This window comes from Sphaerisporangium dianthi (assembly GCF_042654065.1).
Lineage (GTDB): Bacteria > Actinomycetota > Actinomycetes > Streptosporangiales > Streptosporangiaceae > Sphaerisporangium > Sphaerisporangium dianthi.
This window is the reverse complement of the sequence record NZ_JBHSFP010000016.1, coordinates 179,519-195,080: the sequence shown is the minus strand read 5'-3', so window position 1 is coordinate 195,080 and position 15,562 is coordinate 179,519. Positions and strand designations below refer to the sequence as shown.

General features: G+C 70.0%; 12 protein-coding genes. 7 read left to right on the top strand and 5 right to left on the bottom strand.

Annotation, left to right across the window (positions count from 1 at the left end):
- The first annotated feature begins 531 nt into the window (after positions 1–531).
- The 3 genes from ACFO60_RS23130 (at position 532) to ilvC (ending at position 3,950) form a co-directional block, all read left to right on the top strand.
- The gene (locus ACFO60_RS23130) at positions 532–2,322 is read left to right on the top strand and encodes an acetolactate synthase large subunit (protein WP_380843345.1); all 1,791 of its coding nucleotides are present in this window, start codon (positions 532–534) and stop codon (positions 2,320–2,322) included.
- A gap of 64 nt (positions 2,323–2,386) precedes the next feature.
- A complete protein-coding gene (gene ilvN, locus ACFO60_RS23125) occupies positions 2,387–2,911 on the top strand; it encodes an acetolactate synthase small subunit (RefSeq protein WP_380843343.1) in 525 nt (174 codons plus the stop codon).
- Positions 2,912–2,963: 52 nt separating this feature from the next.
- Positions 2,964–3,950 (top strand): ketol-acid reductoisomerase, encoded by a 987-nt coding sequence (ilvC, locus tag ACFO60_RS23120; RefSeq protein WP_380843359.1) that lies wholly within the window; start codon positions 2,964–2,966, stop codon positions 3,948–3,950.
- A 107-nt stretch (positions 3,951–4,057) separates the two neighbouring features.
- Here the strand turns inward: ilvC and dacB are convergent, their stop codons facing one another.
- Together dacB and thrS are read right to left on the bottom strand one after the other, a co-directional pair.
- Positions 4,058–5,626, bottom strand: coding sequence for a D-alanyl-D-alanine carboxypeptidase/D-alanyl-D-alanine endopeptidase (dacB, locus tag ACFO60_RS23115; RefSeq protein ID WP_380843341.1), 1,569 nt, complete (start codon positions 5,624–5,626; stop codon positions 4,058–4,060).
- 94 nt (positions 5,627–5,720) lie between these two features.
- The gene (thrS, locus tag ACFO60_RS23110; protein WP_380843339.1) at positions 5,721–6,974 is read right to left on the bottom strand and encodes a threonine--tRNA ligase; all 1,254 of its coding nucleotides are present in this window, start codon (positions 6,972–6,974) and stop codon (positions 5,721–5,723) included.
- 563 nt (positions 6,975–7,537) lie between these two features.
- Here thrS and ACFO60_RS23105 point away from each other — a divergent pair.
- Positions 7,538–8,110 carry a fascin domain-containing protein gene (locus tag ACFO60_RS23105; RefSeq protein WP_380843337.1) on the top strand — a complete coding sequence of 191 codons (573 nt, stop codon included), beginning with the start codon at positions 7,538–7,540 and terminating at the stop codon, positions 8,108–8,110.
- A gap of 217 nt (positions 8,111–8,327) precedes the next feature.
- On the opposite strand, the gene ACFO60_RS23100 is transcribed toward ACFO60_RS23105, so the two are convergent.
- The 3 genes from ACFO60_RS23100 to ACFO60_RS23090 form a co-directional block, all read right to left on the bottom strand.
- Positions 8,328–8,870: an FHA domain-containing protein gene (locus ACFO60_RS23100; protein ID WP_380843335.1), complete on the bottom strand. Its 543-nt coding sequence runs from the start codon at positions 8,868–8,870 to the stop codon at positions 8,328–8,330.
- 129 nt (positions 8,871–8,999) lie between these two features.
- Entirely contained in the window at positions 9,000–10,367 is a 1,368-nt protein-coding gene (locus ACFO60_RS23095; RefSeq protein ID WP_380843333.1) for an MFS transporter, read from the bottom strand.
- 396 nt (positions 10,368–10,763) lie between these two features.
- Positions 10,764–11,663, bottom strand: coding sequence for a hypothetical protein (locus ACFO60_RS23090; RefSeq protein WP_380843331.1), 900 nt, complete (start codon positions 11,661–11,663; stop codon positions 10,764–10,766).
- Positions 11,664–12,050: 387 nt separating this feature from the next.
- Between ACFO60_RS23090 and serA the strand changes: the two genes are divergently transcribed.
- From serA to ACFO60_RS23075, 3 genes are all read left to right on the top strand, one after another.
- Entirely contained in the window at positions 12,051–13,640 is a 1,590-nt protein-coding gene (serA, locus tag ACFO60_RS23085) for a phosphoglycerate dehydrogenase (protein WP_380843329.1), read from the top strand.
- A gap of 499 nt (positions 13,641–14,139) precedes the next feature.
- Positions 14,140–14,262, top strand: coding sequence for a hypothetical protein (locus ACFO60_RS23080; protein WP_380843327.1), 123 nt, complete (start codon positions 14,140–14,142; stop codon positions 14,260–14,262).
- Between the two features lie 138 nt (positions 14,263–14,400).
- Entirely contained in the window at positions 14,401–15,465 is a 1,065-nt protein-coding gene (locus tag ACFO60_RS23075) for a 3-isopropylmalate dehydrogenase (RefSeq protein WP_380843325.1), read from the top strand.
- Positions 15,466–15,562: the final 97 nt, after the last annotated feature.

The window sequence follows — 15,562 nt, the reverse complement described above, 5'->3', positions numbered from 1 at the left end:
CCGAGCAGCGCCGGCTTGGCCTCGCTTCGCTCGGCGGCTCGGGGCGCCTTTGAGGCGGCGCCCTTCGTCGTCGTACGGGCTCGTTCCTCACCCTCCCTCCTCCTCACGACACCGCCGCGCCCCGAGCTGTGTTTGCTTTGCCTCGCTTCGCTCGGCGGCTCGGGGCGCCCTTGAGGCGGCGCCGCGCCCCGAGCTGTGCTTGCTTTGCCTCGCTTCGCTCGGCGGGGGGTGCCGCTTGCTTTCAGGACGGTGGGGGGGACTGGGTGCTGGTGGGGTTGGTGTTCGTGGGTGGGGTGGTTAGGGGGCGGGATGGGGTATCCCATATCGTGAGACTTGTGTCCGTAGATTTGACACCGGCGATGCCTCAGGGGCTATGGTTGCGGCATGCGTATCACTGGGGACTCGATTGCCGGGCTGCTGCAGCCCTGGCTTGACGGTGTAGTACTTCGCCGGCGCGCGGGTCGCTGACGAAGAGTCCCCAGCCTGCGCGCAGCCCCAGCACCGCCACCTCGGCGGGGCGGGGCATTTTTTATGGCCACACCCAGCTCAGCCACGCAAGGAAACGAGCCGATGACCGAAGAGATGACAGGTGCGCAGGCCCTCGTCAGGGCGCTGGAGCAGGTCGGGGTGGACACCGTGTTCGGGATCCCGGGCGGCGCGATCCTGCCCGCCTACGACCCGCTCTACGACTCCACCAAGGTCAGGCACGTGCTCGTACGCCACGAGCAGGGTGCGGGCCACGCCGCCGAGGGGTACGCCCAGGCCACCGGCCGGGTCGGAGTCTGCATGGCCACGAGCGGCCCGGGTGCCACCAACCTGGTGACCGCGATCGCCGACGCGTACATGGACTCGGTGCCGATCGTGGCGATCACCGGCCAGGTCGCGGCGCCGCTCATCGGCACCGATGCCTTCCAGGAAGCCGACATCTCCGGCATCACCATGCCGATCACCAAGCACAACTTCCTGGTCACCGAGGCCGACGAGATCCCGCGCACCATCGCCGAGGCCTTCCACATCGCCTCCACCGGTCGTCCCGGCCCCGTCCTGGTCGACATCTCCAAGGACGCCCTGCAGGCCAAGATGACCTTCAGCTGGCCGCCCACCATGCGCCTGCCGGGCTACCGCCCGGTGACCCGGCCGCACTCCAAGCAGATCAGGGAGGCCGCGCGCCTCATGGCCGAGGCCAAGCGGCCGGTGCTCTACGTCGGCGGCGGGGTGCACAAGGCGCGCGCATCGGCCGAGCTGCTCCAGCTCGCCGAACTCACCGGCATCCCGGTGATCACCACGCTGATGGCCAAGGGCACCTTCCCCGACAGCCATGACCTGAACCTGGGCATGCCCGGCATGCACGGCACGGTCGCGGCCGTGGGCGCGCTGCAGCGCAGCGACCTGCTCGTCGCGCTCGGCACCCGGTTCGACGACCGGGTGACCGGCAGGCTCGACACCTTCGCGCCGCACGCGAAGATCATCCACGCCGACATCGACCCGGCCGAGATCTCCAAGAACCGCCACGCGGACGTCCCGATCGTGGGCGACTGCCGCGAGGTGCTGACCGACCTGCTCGCCGCCGTCAAGAACGAGCAGGCGGAGGGCCGCACCGGCGACTACACCGCCTGGTGGGCGGTGCTCAACGGCTACCGCAAGACCTATCCCCTCGGGTACGACGCGCCGGACGACGGCTCGCTGGCCCCGCAGTACGTCATCGAGCGGCTCAGCGCGATCGTCGGGCCGGACGCCTACTACGTGGCGGGCGTCGGCCAGCACCAGATGTGGGCCGCCCAGTTCATCGGTTACGAGAACCCGGGCACGTTCATCAACTCCGGCGGCGCGGGCACGATGGGCTTCGCCGTGCCGGCCGCGATGGGCGCCAAGATGGGTCAGCCGGAGGCCACGGTGTGGGCCGTCGACGGCGACGGCTGCTTCCAGATGACCAACCAGGAGCTCGCCACCTGCGCGCTCGAAGGCGTGCCGATCAAGATCGCTGTGATCAACAACGGTAACCTCGGCATGGTCCGCCAGTGGCAGACGCTGTTCTACAACGAGCGTTACTCCAACACCGACCTGCAGTCGCCGCGCCGCATTCCCGACTTCGTCAAGCTCGCCGAGGCGTACGGCTGCGTGGGCCTGCGGTGCGAGCGGCCCGAGGACGTCGACGCGACGATCCGCAAGGCCATGGAGATCAACGACGTGCCCGTGGTCGTCGACTTCGTCGTCCACAAGGACGCCATGGTCTGGCCCATGGTCGCCGCCGGAACGGGCAACGACGAAATCAAGATCGCTCGTGACATGGCCCCCGTGTGGGACAACGAGGAGCAGTCGTGAGCCGCCCGGGCCGCACCGGCGGCCGGGCGCACAGACCATCCACCGGTTTGGCAGGAGGGAAAGCATGAGCCGCCACACGCTGTCGGTTCTCGTCGAGAACAAGCCCGGCGTCCTGGCCCGGGTCGCGGCGCTGTTCAGCCGGCGCGGCTTCAACATCGACTCCCTGGCGGTCGGGCCGACCGAGCACGACGACGTGTCCCGCATGACCATCGTCGTGAACGTCGCCGAGCTTCCGCTGGAGCAGGTCACCAAGCAGCTCAACAAGCTGGTCAACGTGATCAAAATCGTGGAGCTCGATCCCTCCCAGTCCGTGCAGCGGGAGCTCACCCTCATCAAGGTCCGCGCCGACGCGGAGACGCGTTCCAACGTGCTCGAGCTGGTGCAGTTGTTCCGCGCCCGCTGCGTGGACGTGGCCACGGACGCGGTGACCATCGAGGTCACCGGCACGCCGGACAAGCTCGACGCCTTCATCAAGGTGCTGGAGCCGTTCGGCATCAAAGAGCTCGTCCAGTCGGGCATGGTGGCCATCGGCCGCGGCGCCCGTTCCATCACCGACCGCTCGCTCAGGGCCCTGGACCGCAGCGCGTGAGCCCTGCGGGCGCGAGCCGCAAGAATTCACGAAAGGCAAGCTAGTGACTGAGATCTTCTACGACGACGACGCCGACCTGTCGGTCATCCAGGGCCGGCACGTGGCGGTGCTGGGCTATGGCAGCCAAGGCCATGCCCACGCGCTGTCGCTGCGCGACTCCGGCGTGGACGTCCGGGTGGGTCTGCCCGAGGGCTCCAAGAGCCGCGAGAAGGCCGAGAACGACGGCCTGCGCGTCCTCACCCCGGGGGAGGCCGCCGAGGAGGCCGACCTGATCATGATCCTCGCGCCCGACCACATCCAGCGTCACCTGTACTCCGAGCACGTCGCGCCGAACCTGGTCGAGGGCGACGCGCTGTTCTTCGGCCACGGCCTCAACATCCGCTATGGCCTGATCGACGCGCCCGAGGGCGTCGACGTGGCGATGGTGGCCCCCAAGGGTCCCGGCCACCTGGTCCGCCGCCAGTTCACCGCGGGCCGCGGCGTGCCGGTGCTGGTCGCCGTCGAGCGTGACGCGACCGGCAACGCCTGGCCGCTCGCGCTGTCCTACGCCAAGGGCATCGGCGGCACCCGGGCGGGCGCGCTGAAGACGACCTTCACCGAGGAGACCGAGACCGACCTGTTCGGCGAGCAGGCCGTGCTGTGCGGCGGCGTGTCCGAGCTGATCAAGGTCGGGTTCGAGACGCTGATCGAGGCGGGCTACCAGCCCGAGGTCGCCTACTTCGAGTGCCTGCACGAGATGAAGCTCATCGTCGACCTCATGTACGAGGGCGGCATCTCCAAGATGTACTGGTCGGTGTCCGACACCGCCGAGTTCGGCGGCTACACCCGCGGCCCGCGCGTCGTCACCTCCGAGACCAAGAAGGAGATGCAGCGCATCCTCGGCGAGGTCCAGTCGGGGGCCTTCGCGCGTGAGCTGGTCGAGGAGTTCGACGGTGGCCAGGGCAACTTCCGCAAGTACCGCGAGGAGCTGTCGCAGCACCCGATCGAGCAGACCGGCGCCAAGCTGCGCCCGATGATGAGCTGGCTCAAGGAGAAGTAACCCGCTCACCGTCACCTGATCGCCCGAGCCGGCCCCCGGATCGGGCGATCATCTGTTTCCGTGGCCGTTCCCGTTATCGCCGGGTCCGGGGGGTCAGCGGGGGACGGTCAGCAGGGGGTGGGTTTGCGCCAGGAGCATTCGAGGCCGAGGTCTTCGGTGTCGGCGGGGGTGGCGGTTCTGAGCTGGGCGGCGGCGTCGACGGGGGTGTCGCGCTTGAACTGGGCGAGCCGGACGGCGATGGCGTCCTCGACGGCGGGCTTGGGGTTGCCGGTGAGGTAGTTGTTGGTCAGGATCGAGAACACCAGCGGCTCGCCGTCGGCGCTGGTCACGTAGCCCGACAGTCCCGAGACGCTGGTCAGCGAGCCGGTCTTGGCATGCACGTTGTTCGCCGCCGCCGTTCCCGTCATGCGGCTGCGCAGGGTGCCGCCGGTGAAGCGGTCGGCGTTGCCGGCGATCGGCATGGCGTCGTACCAGGTGGTGAACCACGGCTTGGCGCGCAGGGCGATGAGGTAGGCCGTCAGTTCGCCGGGGGTGACGCCGTCGAGCCGGGACAGGCCGGAGCCGTCGCGCAGCCGCACGTTCTTGATGCCGTTGGCCTTGGCGAACGCGGTGGTGACCGCGAGCCCGGCGTCCCAGGTGCCCTTGTCCGAGACCTTGCGGCCCATGGCCTTGGTCAGGATCTCGGCGTGCATGTTGTTGCTGAGCTTCATGAACGGCACCAGCAGCTGCGAGAGCGGCATCGACTCGCGGGTGGCCAGGGTCTTGGCCCCCTCCGGCGCCGCGCCGCGGCCGGTCCGGCCGAGCACGCGCACCCCGTGCTTGGCGAGCGCCTTGCGGAACAGCGAGGCGGCGTACCCGGTGGGGTCGTCGACGGCGATCCACTCGCTGTAGGTGGCGGCCACCGTGCCGGTGACCACGATGGTGTTGGTGCCGTGCACGCGGTTCACCACGACGTCGGTCGCGGCGCCGGTCGTGGCGTGGTTCTCGATCTTGACATGGTCGGTCTCGGGCGTGGTGGTCACCTTGGCGGGAGCGCCCGCCGCGCCGCCGGGCGCCACCGACACGATCACCGAGCCGGCGTCGTAGTCGGTGTCGGGGGAGGCGGTGAGCGCCGAGATCTGGCCGGCGTAGTAGTACGGCTCGTCGTCCCACGCCCAGTCGGTGCCGAGACGGACGTCGTCGAACCAGGTGTCGTCGGCGACCAGCTTGCCGGTCACCAGCTTCACGCCGGCTCCGGCGACCTTGGCCGCCAGCGCGTCGTAGTCGGCGGCGAGCATCGTCGGGTCGCCGGTGCCCTTCAGGTAGAGGTCGCCGGCCAGGGCCGAGCCCGCCCGGCGTCCTGTGCCGAGCACGCTCGTGGTGAAGCGGTAGTCCAGGCCCAGGGTGTCCACGGCCGCGGCCGAGGTGAGCAGCTTGGTGTTGGAGGCCGGCAGGAAGACCTTCCCGGCGTCCTGCGCGTAGAGCTGCTCGCCCGTCGCGGCGCTCTTGACCACCACGCCGGAGCGGGCCACGACCAGGTTCGACGCGCTGAGGATCTGGTCGATGTCCTTGGTGAGGTCGGCCACGCCGGGCGCCGGGTCGGCCGCGCTCGCCGGCGCGCCGCCGGTCGCCTGCGTCAGCGTCGCGGTCAGGGCCACGGCGGTCAGAAGTGTGGTGAGTTGTCTGCGTCTGTGCACGGGGTGCCTCCAGAGGGCTGGGCCTGGGGGGATCATGGACAACGCCGCTCCCGCCGACAATACGGAAACCTACGTATGTGCACCCGGCAGTTCCCTACTCCTCCCTTATCGGGGCATTTCCGGCGGCGTCGTCCCACAGATCGGTGCTGTGCGCGCCGACGAGGGCGCGGACACGGGCGAGCATCTCGGCGACAGGGAGGGCGTCCAGGCGGCGCCCGTCCCGAAGCCGCGGGGCCACTTCGTCGCGGGCGGCCTCTCTGGCGCCGATGACCAGCTGGTAGGGGACCAGCCGCGCGGCGCGGACGCGGGCGCCCAGGCTGCCGTGCTCGGGTCCGGCGACCTCCGCGCGCAGCCCCGGCTCGTCGCACCGCCGCAGCAGATCGCGGGCCTGCGGCATCTCGGCGTCGGACACCGGCAGGACGACCAGCTGGGTGGGGGCGAGCCAGGCGGGAAAGGCGCCGCCGTGCTGCTCGATGAGGTGGGCGGCGGCCCGCTCCACGCTGCCGATGATGCTGCGGTGCACCATGACCGGCCGGTGCCGGGCGCCGTCCGGGCCGATGTAGTGCAGGTCGAACCGCTCCGGCTGGTGGAAGTCGATCTGGACGGTGGACAGGGTCGCCTCGCGGCCGGCGCTGTCGGCGACCTGGACGTCGATCTTGGGACCGTAGAAGGCCGCTTCGCCCTCGGCGGTCTCGTAGGCAAGCCCTGAGGCGTCCAGGACCTCGGTCAGCAGGGCGGTGGCCCGCGCCCACATCTCCGGGGCGGCGACGTACTTGCCGCCCGCGCCCGGCAGGGAGAGCCGGTAGCGGGACGGGCGGACGCCCAGGGCGCGGTAGGCCCGCCTGATCATCGAAAGCGCCCCAGCCGCCTCGTCCGCGACCTGGTCCAGAGTGCAGAAGATGTGCGCGTCGTTCAGCTGGATCGCCCGGACGCGGGTGAGCCCGCCGAGCACCCCGGACAGCTCCGAGCGGTACATGCCGCCGAGCTCGGCCATCCGCAGCGGCAGCTCGCGGTAGCTGTGCGCCCGGGAGCGGTAGATCAGGGCGTGGTGCGGGCACAGGCTGGGCCGCAGGACGACCTGCTCGCCGCCGAGGTCCATCGGGGGGAACATGTCGTCGCTGTAGTGGGACCAGTGCCCGGAGATCTCGTACAGCTCTCTCTTGCCGAGCACGGGGGAGTAGACGTGCCGGTAGCCGGCCCGGCGCTCGGCGCCGCGGATGTACTCCTCCAGGGTGTGCCGCACGATCGCGCCGTCGGGCAGCCAGTACGGCAGCCCCGCGCCGATCAGCGGGTCGGTGTCGAACAGGCCGAGCTCACGGCCGAGCCTGCGGTGGTCGTGCATCTGCATCGTGGTCTCCTCGCGGACGTCGAGGCGGGTGACCACACGGCGAAGCCCCGGGGCACCTGCCCCGGGGCTTCGGACTTCGAGTCATCTGTCAGCGCGCCGGGACACTCCTCGGCGTCGTCGTCGAACCAGCGCGCTTCATGGTCGCCACGGTAGCAGACGCCCACTCCGCGGGCACCCCGGTGACCCCGCCGGCTCGGGTGGCGGCAGGCGGGCGACCCGCCACGCCGCCCGGTGGTGGAACATCCGCGAAACCGGCCGGACATCGACCGGTGGACGGAAAGTGAATTCGATTTCCGGTCACCGGTTTATGGCGAGTGGAGGATTTATGAAGGAATACTTCCCTGTGTTCTGTGGCACTGATCACACGCTATTTGTGCAGAATTACGCATACTGCTCGCTATGGTTACTCCTATCGTCTGCGGCGGTAGAGGCGCGGGCCGTGCGTGGCCGTCTTTCCGGGGTGGCCACTGATAAATCATGTGCGGTGCCAGGTCGAACCGGGCAGCTGCCAGCATGGCCGCGCAGTCGGCAGACCATGCGGAAAGACCAGAGAAAGCGGGAAAATGAAGCTCAGGAATGTCGTCGCCGCACTCGGCGTGGTGTCGGTGGCGGGGCCGGTAATGATGACCGCGATGCCGGCGGCGACCGCCGACACCGCCGCGGTGCAGCAGAAGCTCGGGGATCCCTGGGATATCGGTGACGACCACTGCGACGACGTCACGATCAAGTCGAAGGCCAACAACAAGTACGTCGCCGCCGAGGTGGACTACACCGGATATGTCTTCGGCCAACTCCGCGCGCGGTCGGGAAGCGTCGGAGGAAACTGGGAGAAGTACTCGATCTGCCCCATGGACGGCTACAAGACGATCTGGTCGTACGGCGCCAAGCGCTATGTGAGTGCCGAGCTCAACTACACGGGCGCCGACACGGGCATGTTGCGGGCACGCGCGACCGAGGTCAAGGATTACGAGAAGTTCCAGATCGTGCACAATGAGGCCGCGGGTTACTACACCATCAAGTCCCTGGCCAACGGGAAGTACGTGAGCGCTGAGCTGGCTTACAAGGAGGGCGGCTACGCCATGCTCCGGGCCCGGGCGGACAGCGTCGGCAGCTACGAGAAGTTCCTGATCAGCTGATCCGCCGAAGGCGTTTCTGGGCACGCGCCGCTGACCAGGAGGCCGACACGGCGGCGATCGGCCCACGGGCGCCTGCCGTACGCCGCGGGCCGATCGTTTGTTCGTAGTCCGGGGAACGGGCGGACGGGCGAGTCTCTGGGAGACTCGCCCGTTTTCGTGTGAGGCCGCTCCTCCGGACGGTGCCGGTGTCACGGCACCGGTTGGTGAAGGACGGAGGTCAGGCCACCGGGGCGGTGAGGACGAAGGCGCACTCGCCGAAGGAGATCTCGTCGCCCTCGCGGACGCGGGCCGGGCCGACCAGGCGCCAGCCGTTCAGCCGCGTGCCGTTGAGCGACCCGAGGTCGACCAGGAGCCACGACTCGCTCTCGCGGCGCAGCTCGGCGTGTACGCGCGAGACCGTGAGGTCGGTGAGGACCAGGTCGCACTCGGAGCCTCGGCCCACGACGTAGCGGGTGCGGCTGTCGACCGGGAGGGCCAGCCGGGGCAGCCGCGGGCGGCGCCAGGCGGTCTCGATGCGCGTGGTCAGGTCGGACACCGAGGCCACGGCCTCGGTGAGCCTGCGCCGCCATTTTCCGTGCGGGGGCAGGTCGGAGACCAGGTCGGTCAGCTCGACGCGGCTGCGCGCCTGCAGCGCGCGATCGACCCGTCCGAGGAAGGTGTCGTGCGAGATCTGACCCTCGACGGCGTGATCGCGGAGCTCGTTGATGGCGCGATCGCGGTCTCCATCGGAGGCGCGCACAGGCGGGTGCGTCGAGCTCATGTCCCGAGTATCAGGCTGGCAACGGCAAGGTGTCCAGAATATGCGGGATCTGTTGCCGGCGGCCTGTTGGGTGGGCGCGCGCGGCATTCACCCCATAAGGCACGACCTTCACCCATGCTCGCATCGTGCTCACCCTTCGGATGACGTGACCGGCACCGGTCCGGCCTCGGCGAGCTGGTCGGCGGTGAGGTCGTATTTCATGGTCATCCAGATGGCGACGCCGACGATGATGGCCGGGATGACGGCCTGCGCCACGATGATCGCGGTGAACGCGCTGTCGGGCTGGGTCACGGGGTGCTCGGGGTCGGAGGAGACGAAGCCTCCGGCGGCGAGCACCGCGCCGACCACCAGAGCGCCCAGGGCGGCCACCGCGCTCTCCACGGCCGTCCAGAGCCCGGTGAACACCCCGCCCCTGCGCTTGCCGCTGCGTGACGAGTCGTGGGCGATCACGTCGGCCAGCATGGAGAACTGAAGGAGCTGAAGGCCCGCGTACCCGACGCCGATGACCAGCGTCGCCATGTGGGCGTAGAGCGCGCCGAAGAGCGGGGTGAGGGCGACCGCCAGAGCGCCGGTGAGGAACAGCGCGCCGGCAAGGATCATCGCCCCGCGCTTGTCCATCTTGCGGGCGATCCACACCCACAGCGGCATGGTGACCAGCATGGGCCCCACCAGGGCGGCGAACAGGGTGCTGGTGGCCGACGCGTCCTTGACGATGTACGAGGCGAGGTAGGGCGCGCCCGCCAGCATCACCCCGGCCGCGAGCGTCTGCGCGCTGGACAGGCCGAGCAGCCACATGAACGGACGGCTCGCCCGGGCCGCCGCCAGCTGGGTCCGCAGGCTCGCCTCGGGCTCGACGACCCCGGTCATCGGCGCCTTGGCCGTGCCGAAGAAGGAGGCCAGCATGGAGACGAGCAGTAGGGCCGCGAAGGCGAAGCCCATCGTCCGGTAGCCATCCAGCGAGTGCGCCGCGATGGCCGGGGCGATGATGCCGCTCAACGCGATGGCGAGCGCGACGAAGATCATGCGCCACTGCAGCAGCGATGTGCGCTCGTGATAGTCGTCGGTCATCTCGGCGGGCATCGCCTTGAACGGCACCTCGTACAGCGCGTACCCGGTGGCGGCCAGCAGGAAGAAGACGCCGACGAACAGGGCGGCCGGCGTGCCGGTCAGCGAGGGGCCGGAGAAGGTGAGCGCGAAGGCCGGGGGCAGGATGACGGTCCCGGCGAGCAGCCATGGCCGGCGCGGCCCCCATCGGGAGACCGTGCGATCCGACCACTGGCCGACCAACGGGTTGATGACCAGGTCCCATGCCTTGGGCGCGAAGACCACGACGCCGGCCAGCCACGCCGGGACCGCGAGGATGTTGGTCATGTAGAACAGGAGGAGAAGGCCGGGGATGGCGTTGAACGTGGCGGTGCAGAAGGAGCCCACCCCGTAACCGAGCCGGACGCTGCGCGAGACGGCCTTGACCGGAGTCGCCGTGGTCGGAGGAACCATTGCGCCATTACAAACCAGCAAGCGCTTGGCCGCCAGACCTGTGCGGACGCAGCTCGGTGACGATCCTGTCAGGCCGCCGGCCGCCGCGCCATCCAAGGGCCCGGACGCCCGCCGTCCCGGGCATGAACGCCTGCCGGACGGCCGCCGTTCCCGGGGGCGCACTCCTGTCGTGACGGCGGCCGTTCCCGGGGTTGCGCCCCCGTCGGACGGTCGCCGTTCGCGGGGTTGAACGCCCGCCGGACGGCCGCCGTTTCCGCCCTGGGCCGAGGGGGTCGATCCGGGGCGGAAAGTCAGGAACCGGAGTCAGGAGCCCGGCTCCGGCGTGGCGCCGCCGGCGTGGCCGACGGGGTGGCGGTCGCCCCGTCCGCCGGCCGCGCCGGGCCGGATGCGTGGAGTTCAGCAGTCGGAGACGTCGGCGCAGACGACGTGCGCGCCGAGCTCGATCATGCGGCGTTCGGTGTTGGCGTCCGCCACGCGGGCCATGAGCACCGGCGCCTCGCTGGCCGCGAGCTGCGGCAGCCGGGCGCGGACCATGCGATGCAGGTCCCGGACGATGTCCTCGGCGTCGCGGGTGTGCACCTTGACGTGCAGCATGATCCCCGAGGAGCCGGAGACCGTGCGTGCCTCGGAGATCCACACGTGGTGCACCAGCGGGAAGTCCCGCAGGAGCTCGGAGATCGCCACACGGAGCGCGGGCAGGATGGGATGGACGCACCGCTTGTACCCCGGATCGACCTGCTGCATCGGCCCCGACAGGTGGGGACGAGGAGCCGGGATCCACGCCCGCGAGGGCGCCTCGGGCGCCCTCTGCGGCACGGGGGCGGTCAGCGTCTCGTTCCGCCCCAGAGGCGGTGCGCTCGGCACCGTGCTGTGGCGGGACACGCTCGCCATCGCGCCGGTGGCGTAGGCCGTCGGCGACGCGCTGGACAGGGCCGGCGCGTGCGGTCCGCCGCGCGTGGAGGCGAGGTAACGCTGGAGGTCCTCGATGGGGACGGCCGCCGCCGCCGGTCCCGCCGCGTCGATGACGATCTCCCGCACACCGGTGACGCGCTGGATGTCGAGGATGGTGTCGGCGTCGCACGCCGACAACGAGTGGTTGCCGCGGTGCCGTGCGTAGGTACCCGGGCCGGTGTACCCGAGCAGGACGCGCTCGCCGGCCTGCGTCGTGCCGAGCACGACGGACCGGTCGGGCCGCACGGCCACCAGGATGCCCCACTCGGCAAGAGCCGCCAGTAGTCGGTGCGGGCTGCCGTGCTGCGCGAGCACTTCTCCGAGAGCGGGGTTCCCGATGCTCATACGACAAACGATAGGTAGTAGGACACGGCTTATCAGCCTAATCGTCAAGAAATGTTGTGAGCAATACCAAGATGGCGGCTCGCGCGTGGAATCCGGCAGAGGTGGGTACCCGGCCGCCGTCTCGGATGCCGGACAGGTCTCGCAGGTCATGCCGTCTCAGATGCCGGACAGGTCTCGCAGGTCATGCCCTCTCGGATGCCGGACAAGTCCGGCGGTCGGCGCGGCGGTGGACTCGGTCGGCCCAGCGGTCGCGCGGCCGGGGGACGGGAGAGGGCCGCGGGCCCGGCGGCGCGCGCCGTCTCGGATGCCGGACGCTCGTGAGTGCTTTCACAAGCACCGATAGACTCGAACCTTGTCCGTGCATCCGCACTCCCAAAGGACCCACCCGTGAACAAGCCCGTCGTCCTGGTTGCAGAGGAGCTCTCCGAAGCAGGTCTCGCCGTGCTCGGGGCCGATTTCGAGGTCCGTCACACCGACGGCGCCGACCGCTCGCAGTTCCTGCCCGCTCTCGCCGAGGTGGACGCGCTGATCGTCCGCAGCGCCACCAAGGTGGACGCGGAGGCGCTGTCACACGCGCCTCGGCTGCGCGTCGTCGCCCGAGCCGGTGTCGGCCTGGACAACGTCGACGTCGAGGCCGCCACCAAGGCCGGTGTCATGGTCGTCAACGCGCCGACCTCCAACATCACGAGCGCCGCCGAGCACACCGTCGCCCTGATCCTGGCCAGCGCCCGCAACGTCGCCCAGGGGCACAGCGCGCTGAAGGCCGGCGAGTGGAAGCGCTCCAAGTACACCGGCGTCGAGCTCGACGAGAAGGTCGTGGGCATCCTCGGCCTCGGCCGCATCGGCCAGCTGGTGGCGCAGCGCCTCGTCCCCTTCGGCGTCGAGCTGATCGCCTACGACCCCTACCTGCAGCCGGCCCGCGCCGCACAGATGGGCGTGCGCCTCGTCTCTCTGGAGGAGGTGCTCAAGCAGGCCGACTTCATCACCGTGCACCTGCCCAAGTCCAAGGAGACCGTCGGGCTGATCGGCGAGCGCGAGCTGCACACGGTCAAGCCGTCGGTCCGCATCATCAACGTCGCCCGCGGCGGCATCGTCGACGAGGCCGCCCTCTACGCCGCCGTCAAGGAGGGCAGGGTCGCCGGGGCCGGCATCGACGTCTTCGCCAAGGAGCCCTGCACCGACAGCCCGCTGTTCGAACTGGACAGCGTCGTGGTCACCCCGCACCTCGGCGCCTCGACCCACGAAGCCCAGGAGAAGGCCGGCACCCAGGTCGCCCGCAGCGTCAAGCTGGCGCTGGCCGGCGAGTTCGTCCCGGACGCCGTGAACGTCCAGGGCGGCGCCGTCGCCGAGGACGTCAAGCCGGGCCTGCCGCTCGCCGAGAAGCTCGGCCGGGTCTTCACCGCGCTCGCCGGGGAGGTCGCCACCCGCCTCGACGTCGAGGTCCGCGGCGAGATCGCCGCCCATGACGTGCGGGTGCTCGAGCTCGCCGCGCTCAAGGGCGTGTTCACCGACGTGGTCGAGGACGCCGTGACCTACGTCAACGCCCCGCTGCTCGCCAAGGACCGCGGGGTCACGGTCGAGCTGATCACCAGCGACGAGAGCCCCGACTGGCGCAACGTCGTCACCGTCAGGGGCGTGCTGGCCGACGGCCGCACCGTCTCGGTGTCGGGCACGCTGTCCGGGCCGCGCCAGATCACCAAGATCGTCGAGGTCAACGGCTTCCAGATGGAGATCGAGCCGACCGAGCACCTGGCGTTCTTCACCTACGCCGACCGTCCGGGCATCGTCGGCATCGTGGGCAAGATCCTCGGCGAGCGTGAGGTCAACATCGCCTCCATGCAGGTGTCCAGGGACGCCAAGGGCGGCCGGGCGCTGATCGCGCTCACCGTCGACTCCGCGATCCCGGCCGAGGTGGTCGACCAGATCGCCGGCGAGATCGGCGCCGAGGGCGGCCGCACCGTCGACCTCACCGACTAAGCCGCACGGCCTCGCGGGCCGGGGGAGTCATGGGCCCCAGCTGCGCCGCAGGCCCCGTCTTTCCTGGTCGGACGCCGTTGCTCCGTGGCGCCGCGACGCGGGAAGGCCCGCCACCGTCCGGGTGGCGGGCCTTTCTTGTCTCACATTCCGAGATACTAGGTCTTCCTAGCAGACAGGCGCGCTACCGGCAGGTAACGTGGTCGGTGATGAAGCGCCAGGTACTCGTACTCATTACCTGCCGCGGCGGGGCCTGATCAGGGCAGGCCGGCGACCCGCCGCGGTGGCTCCGGCGTTCGCCCGGCCATGAGTCCCGGCCTTCCGCTCCGTGATCCGGAGCGGGGAGATCATCCCGGGATGCGGGTTCGCGACCCGAACTCCGCGCGACCCAGCCGACTCCGGCGGTTCACCGCCGGACGCTCGTCCAGCGGTCCACCTGACTCGCCGACCACATCCGATCGCGTGCGCCCCGAGCGCATGTCTCTAGCGATGGAGATCTGACATGTACGACATGTACCCATGGGACCGTCCCAACGCCGAAGAGCATCGCCATGACGAGGAGACGCCCGACGCCGTCCAGATCGCACTGGACCGCCGCGACAACGGTGGCCTGCCCGTCTCCTGAACCTCCGCCGGCCGGGCCGCCCACGGCCGCCGGGCGATTCTTCTTCCTCGCCGCCGCGTCTTCGCCGGTGCGCCGCCGCGGTGTCCGAAGGATGAGATTATGCGTTCAACCATCGAGACAGACCGGTAGGGTACGTGCATGCGGGATTCTCACGACATCCGTCTGGCCGTCATCCCGGGGGACGGCATCGGAAGTGAAGTGGTCGCCGAAGGGCTGAAGGTCCTGGAGGTCCTCGGTCTGAAGGTCGAGACGACCACCTACGCCCTGGGCGCCGCCCACTACCATGCCACAGGCGAGACCTTGCCGGACGAGACCCTCGCCGAGTTGCGCGGGTACGACGCCATTCTGCTCGGCGCGGTGGGTCACCCGAGCGTGCCGCCCGGCGTCCTCGAACGCGAGTTGCTCCTCAAGCTCCGCTTCGAGCTCGACCACTACGTCAACCTGCGCCCGGTCAAGCTCTTCCCGGGTGTGGAGACCCCACTCGGCAAGGCCCGCCCCGAGGACATCGACATGGTCGTCGTCCGCGAGGGCACCGAGGGCCCCTACGCCGGCGCCGGCGGCGTCATGCGCCGAGGCACCTCGCAAGAGATCGCCACACAAGAGAGCCTCAACACCGCCTTCGGTGTCGAGCGCGTCGTGCGCTACGCCTTCGACAAGGCGATGACCCGGCCCCGCAGGAAGCTCACGCTGGTCCACAAGACCAACGTGCTCACCTACGCGGGCGACCTGTGGGCTCGCATCGTCGAGCGCGTCTCCGCCGAGTACCCCGAGATCACCACCGACTACTGCCACGTCGACGCCGCGTCGATGTTCTTCGTCACCGACCCGCAGCGCTTCGACGTCATCGTCACCGACAACCTCTTCGGCGACATCCTCACCGATCTCGGCGCGGCCGTCGCGGGCGGCATCGGCCTGGCCGCCAGCGGCAACGTCAACCCGGCGGCGCCCGGCTCGGCGTCCTGGGCTCCCAGCATGTTCGAACCCGTCCACGGCAGCGCCCCCGACATCGCCGGGCAAGAGAAAGCCGACCCGACCGCGGCCATCCTGTCCGTCGCCATGATGCTCGACCACCTCGGCCTGGCCGACGAGTCCGCCCGCATCGAGCAGGCCGTGGCCGTCGACCTCGTCGAGCGCCAGGTCGACTGGGTGTCCCGCACCACCCGCGAGATCGGCGACGACATCACCGCACGAGTAGCCGGCTGAAGGGCCCGCCCTACGCCGACCGACGCGCATGGTGGCCCTGTAGGGCCGCCGTGCGCGTTTTCGCGTTCTCAGCCCTCTGCGGAGCCCTTCACGGAAG

Bases quoted from the DNA above. Each gene is read 5' to 3' on its own strand.
- ACFO60_RS23130 (WP_380843345.1), top strand. From the start codon at position 532: ATGGCCACACCCAGCTCAGCCACGCAAGGAAACGAGCCGATGACCGAA.
- ilvN (WP_380843343.1), top strand. From the start codon at position 2,387: ATGAGCCGCCACACGCTGTCGGTTCTCGTCGAGAACAAGCCCGGCGTC.
- thrS (WP_380843339.1), bottom strand. From the start codon at position 6,974: ATGCAGATGCACGACCACCGCAGGCTCGGCCGTGAGCTCGGCCTGTTC.
- ACFO60_RS23105 (WP_380843337.1), top strand. From the start codon at position 7,538: ATGAAGCTCAGGAATGTCGTCGCCGCACTCGGCGTGGTGTCGGTGGCG.
- ACFO60_RS23100 (WP_380843335.1), bottom strand. From the start codon at position 8,870: ATGAGCTCGACGCACCCGCCTGTGCGCGCCTCCGATGGAGACCGCGAT.
- ACFO60_RS23095 (WP_380843333.1), bottom strand. From the start codon at position 10,367: ATGGTTCCTCCGACCACGGCGACTCCGGTCAAGGCCGTCTCGCGCAGC.
- ACFO60_RS23090 (WP_380843331.1), bottom strand. From the start codon at position 11,663: ATGAGCATCGGGAACCCCGCTCTCGGAGAAGTGCTCGCGCAGCACGGC.
- ACFO60_RS23080 (WP_380843327.1), top strand. From the start codon at position 14,140: ATGTACGACATGTACCCATGGGACCGTCCCAACGCCGAAGAGCATCGC.
- ACFO60_RS23075 (WP_380843325.1), top strand. From the start codon at position 14,401: ATGCGGGATTCTCACGACATCCGTCTGGCCGTCATCCCGGGGGACGGC.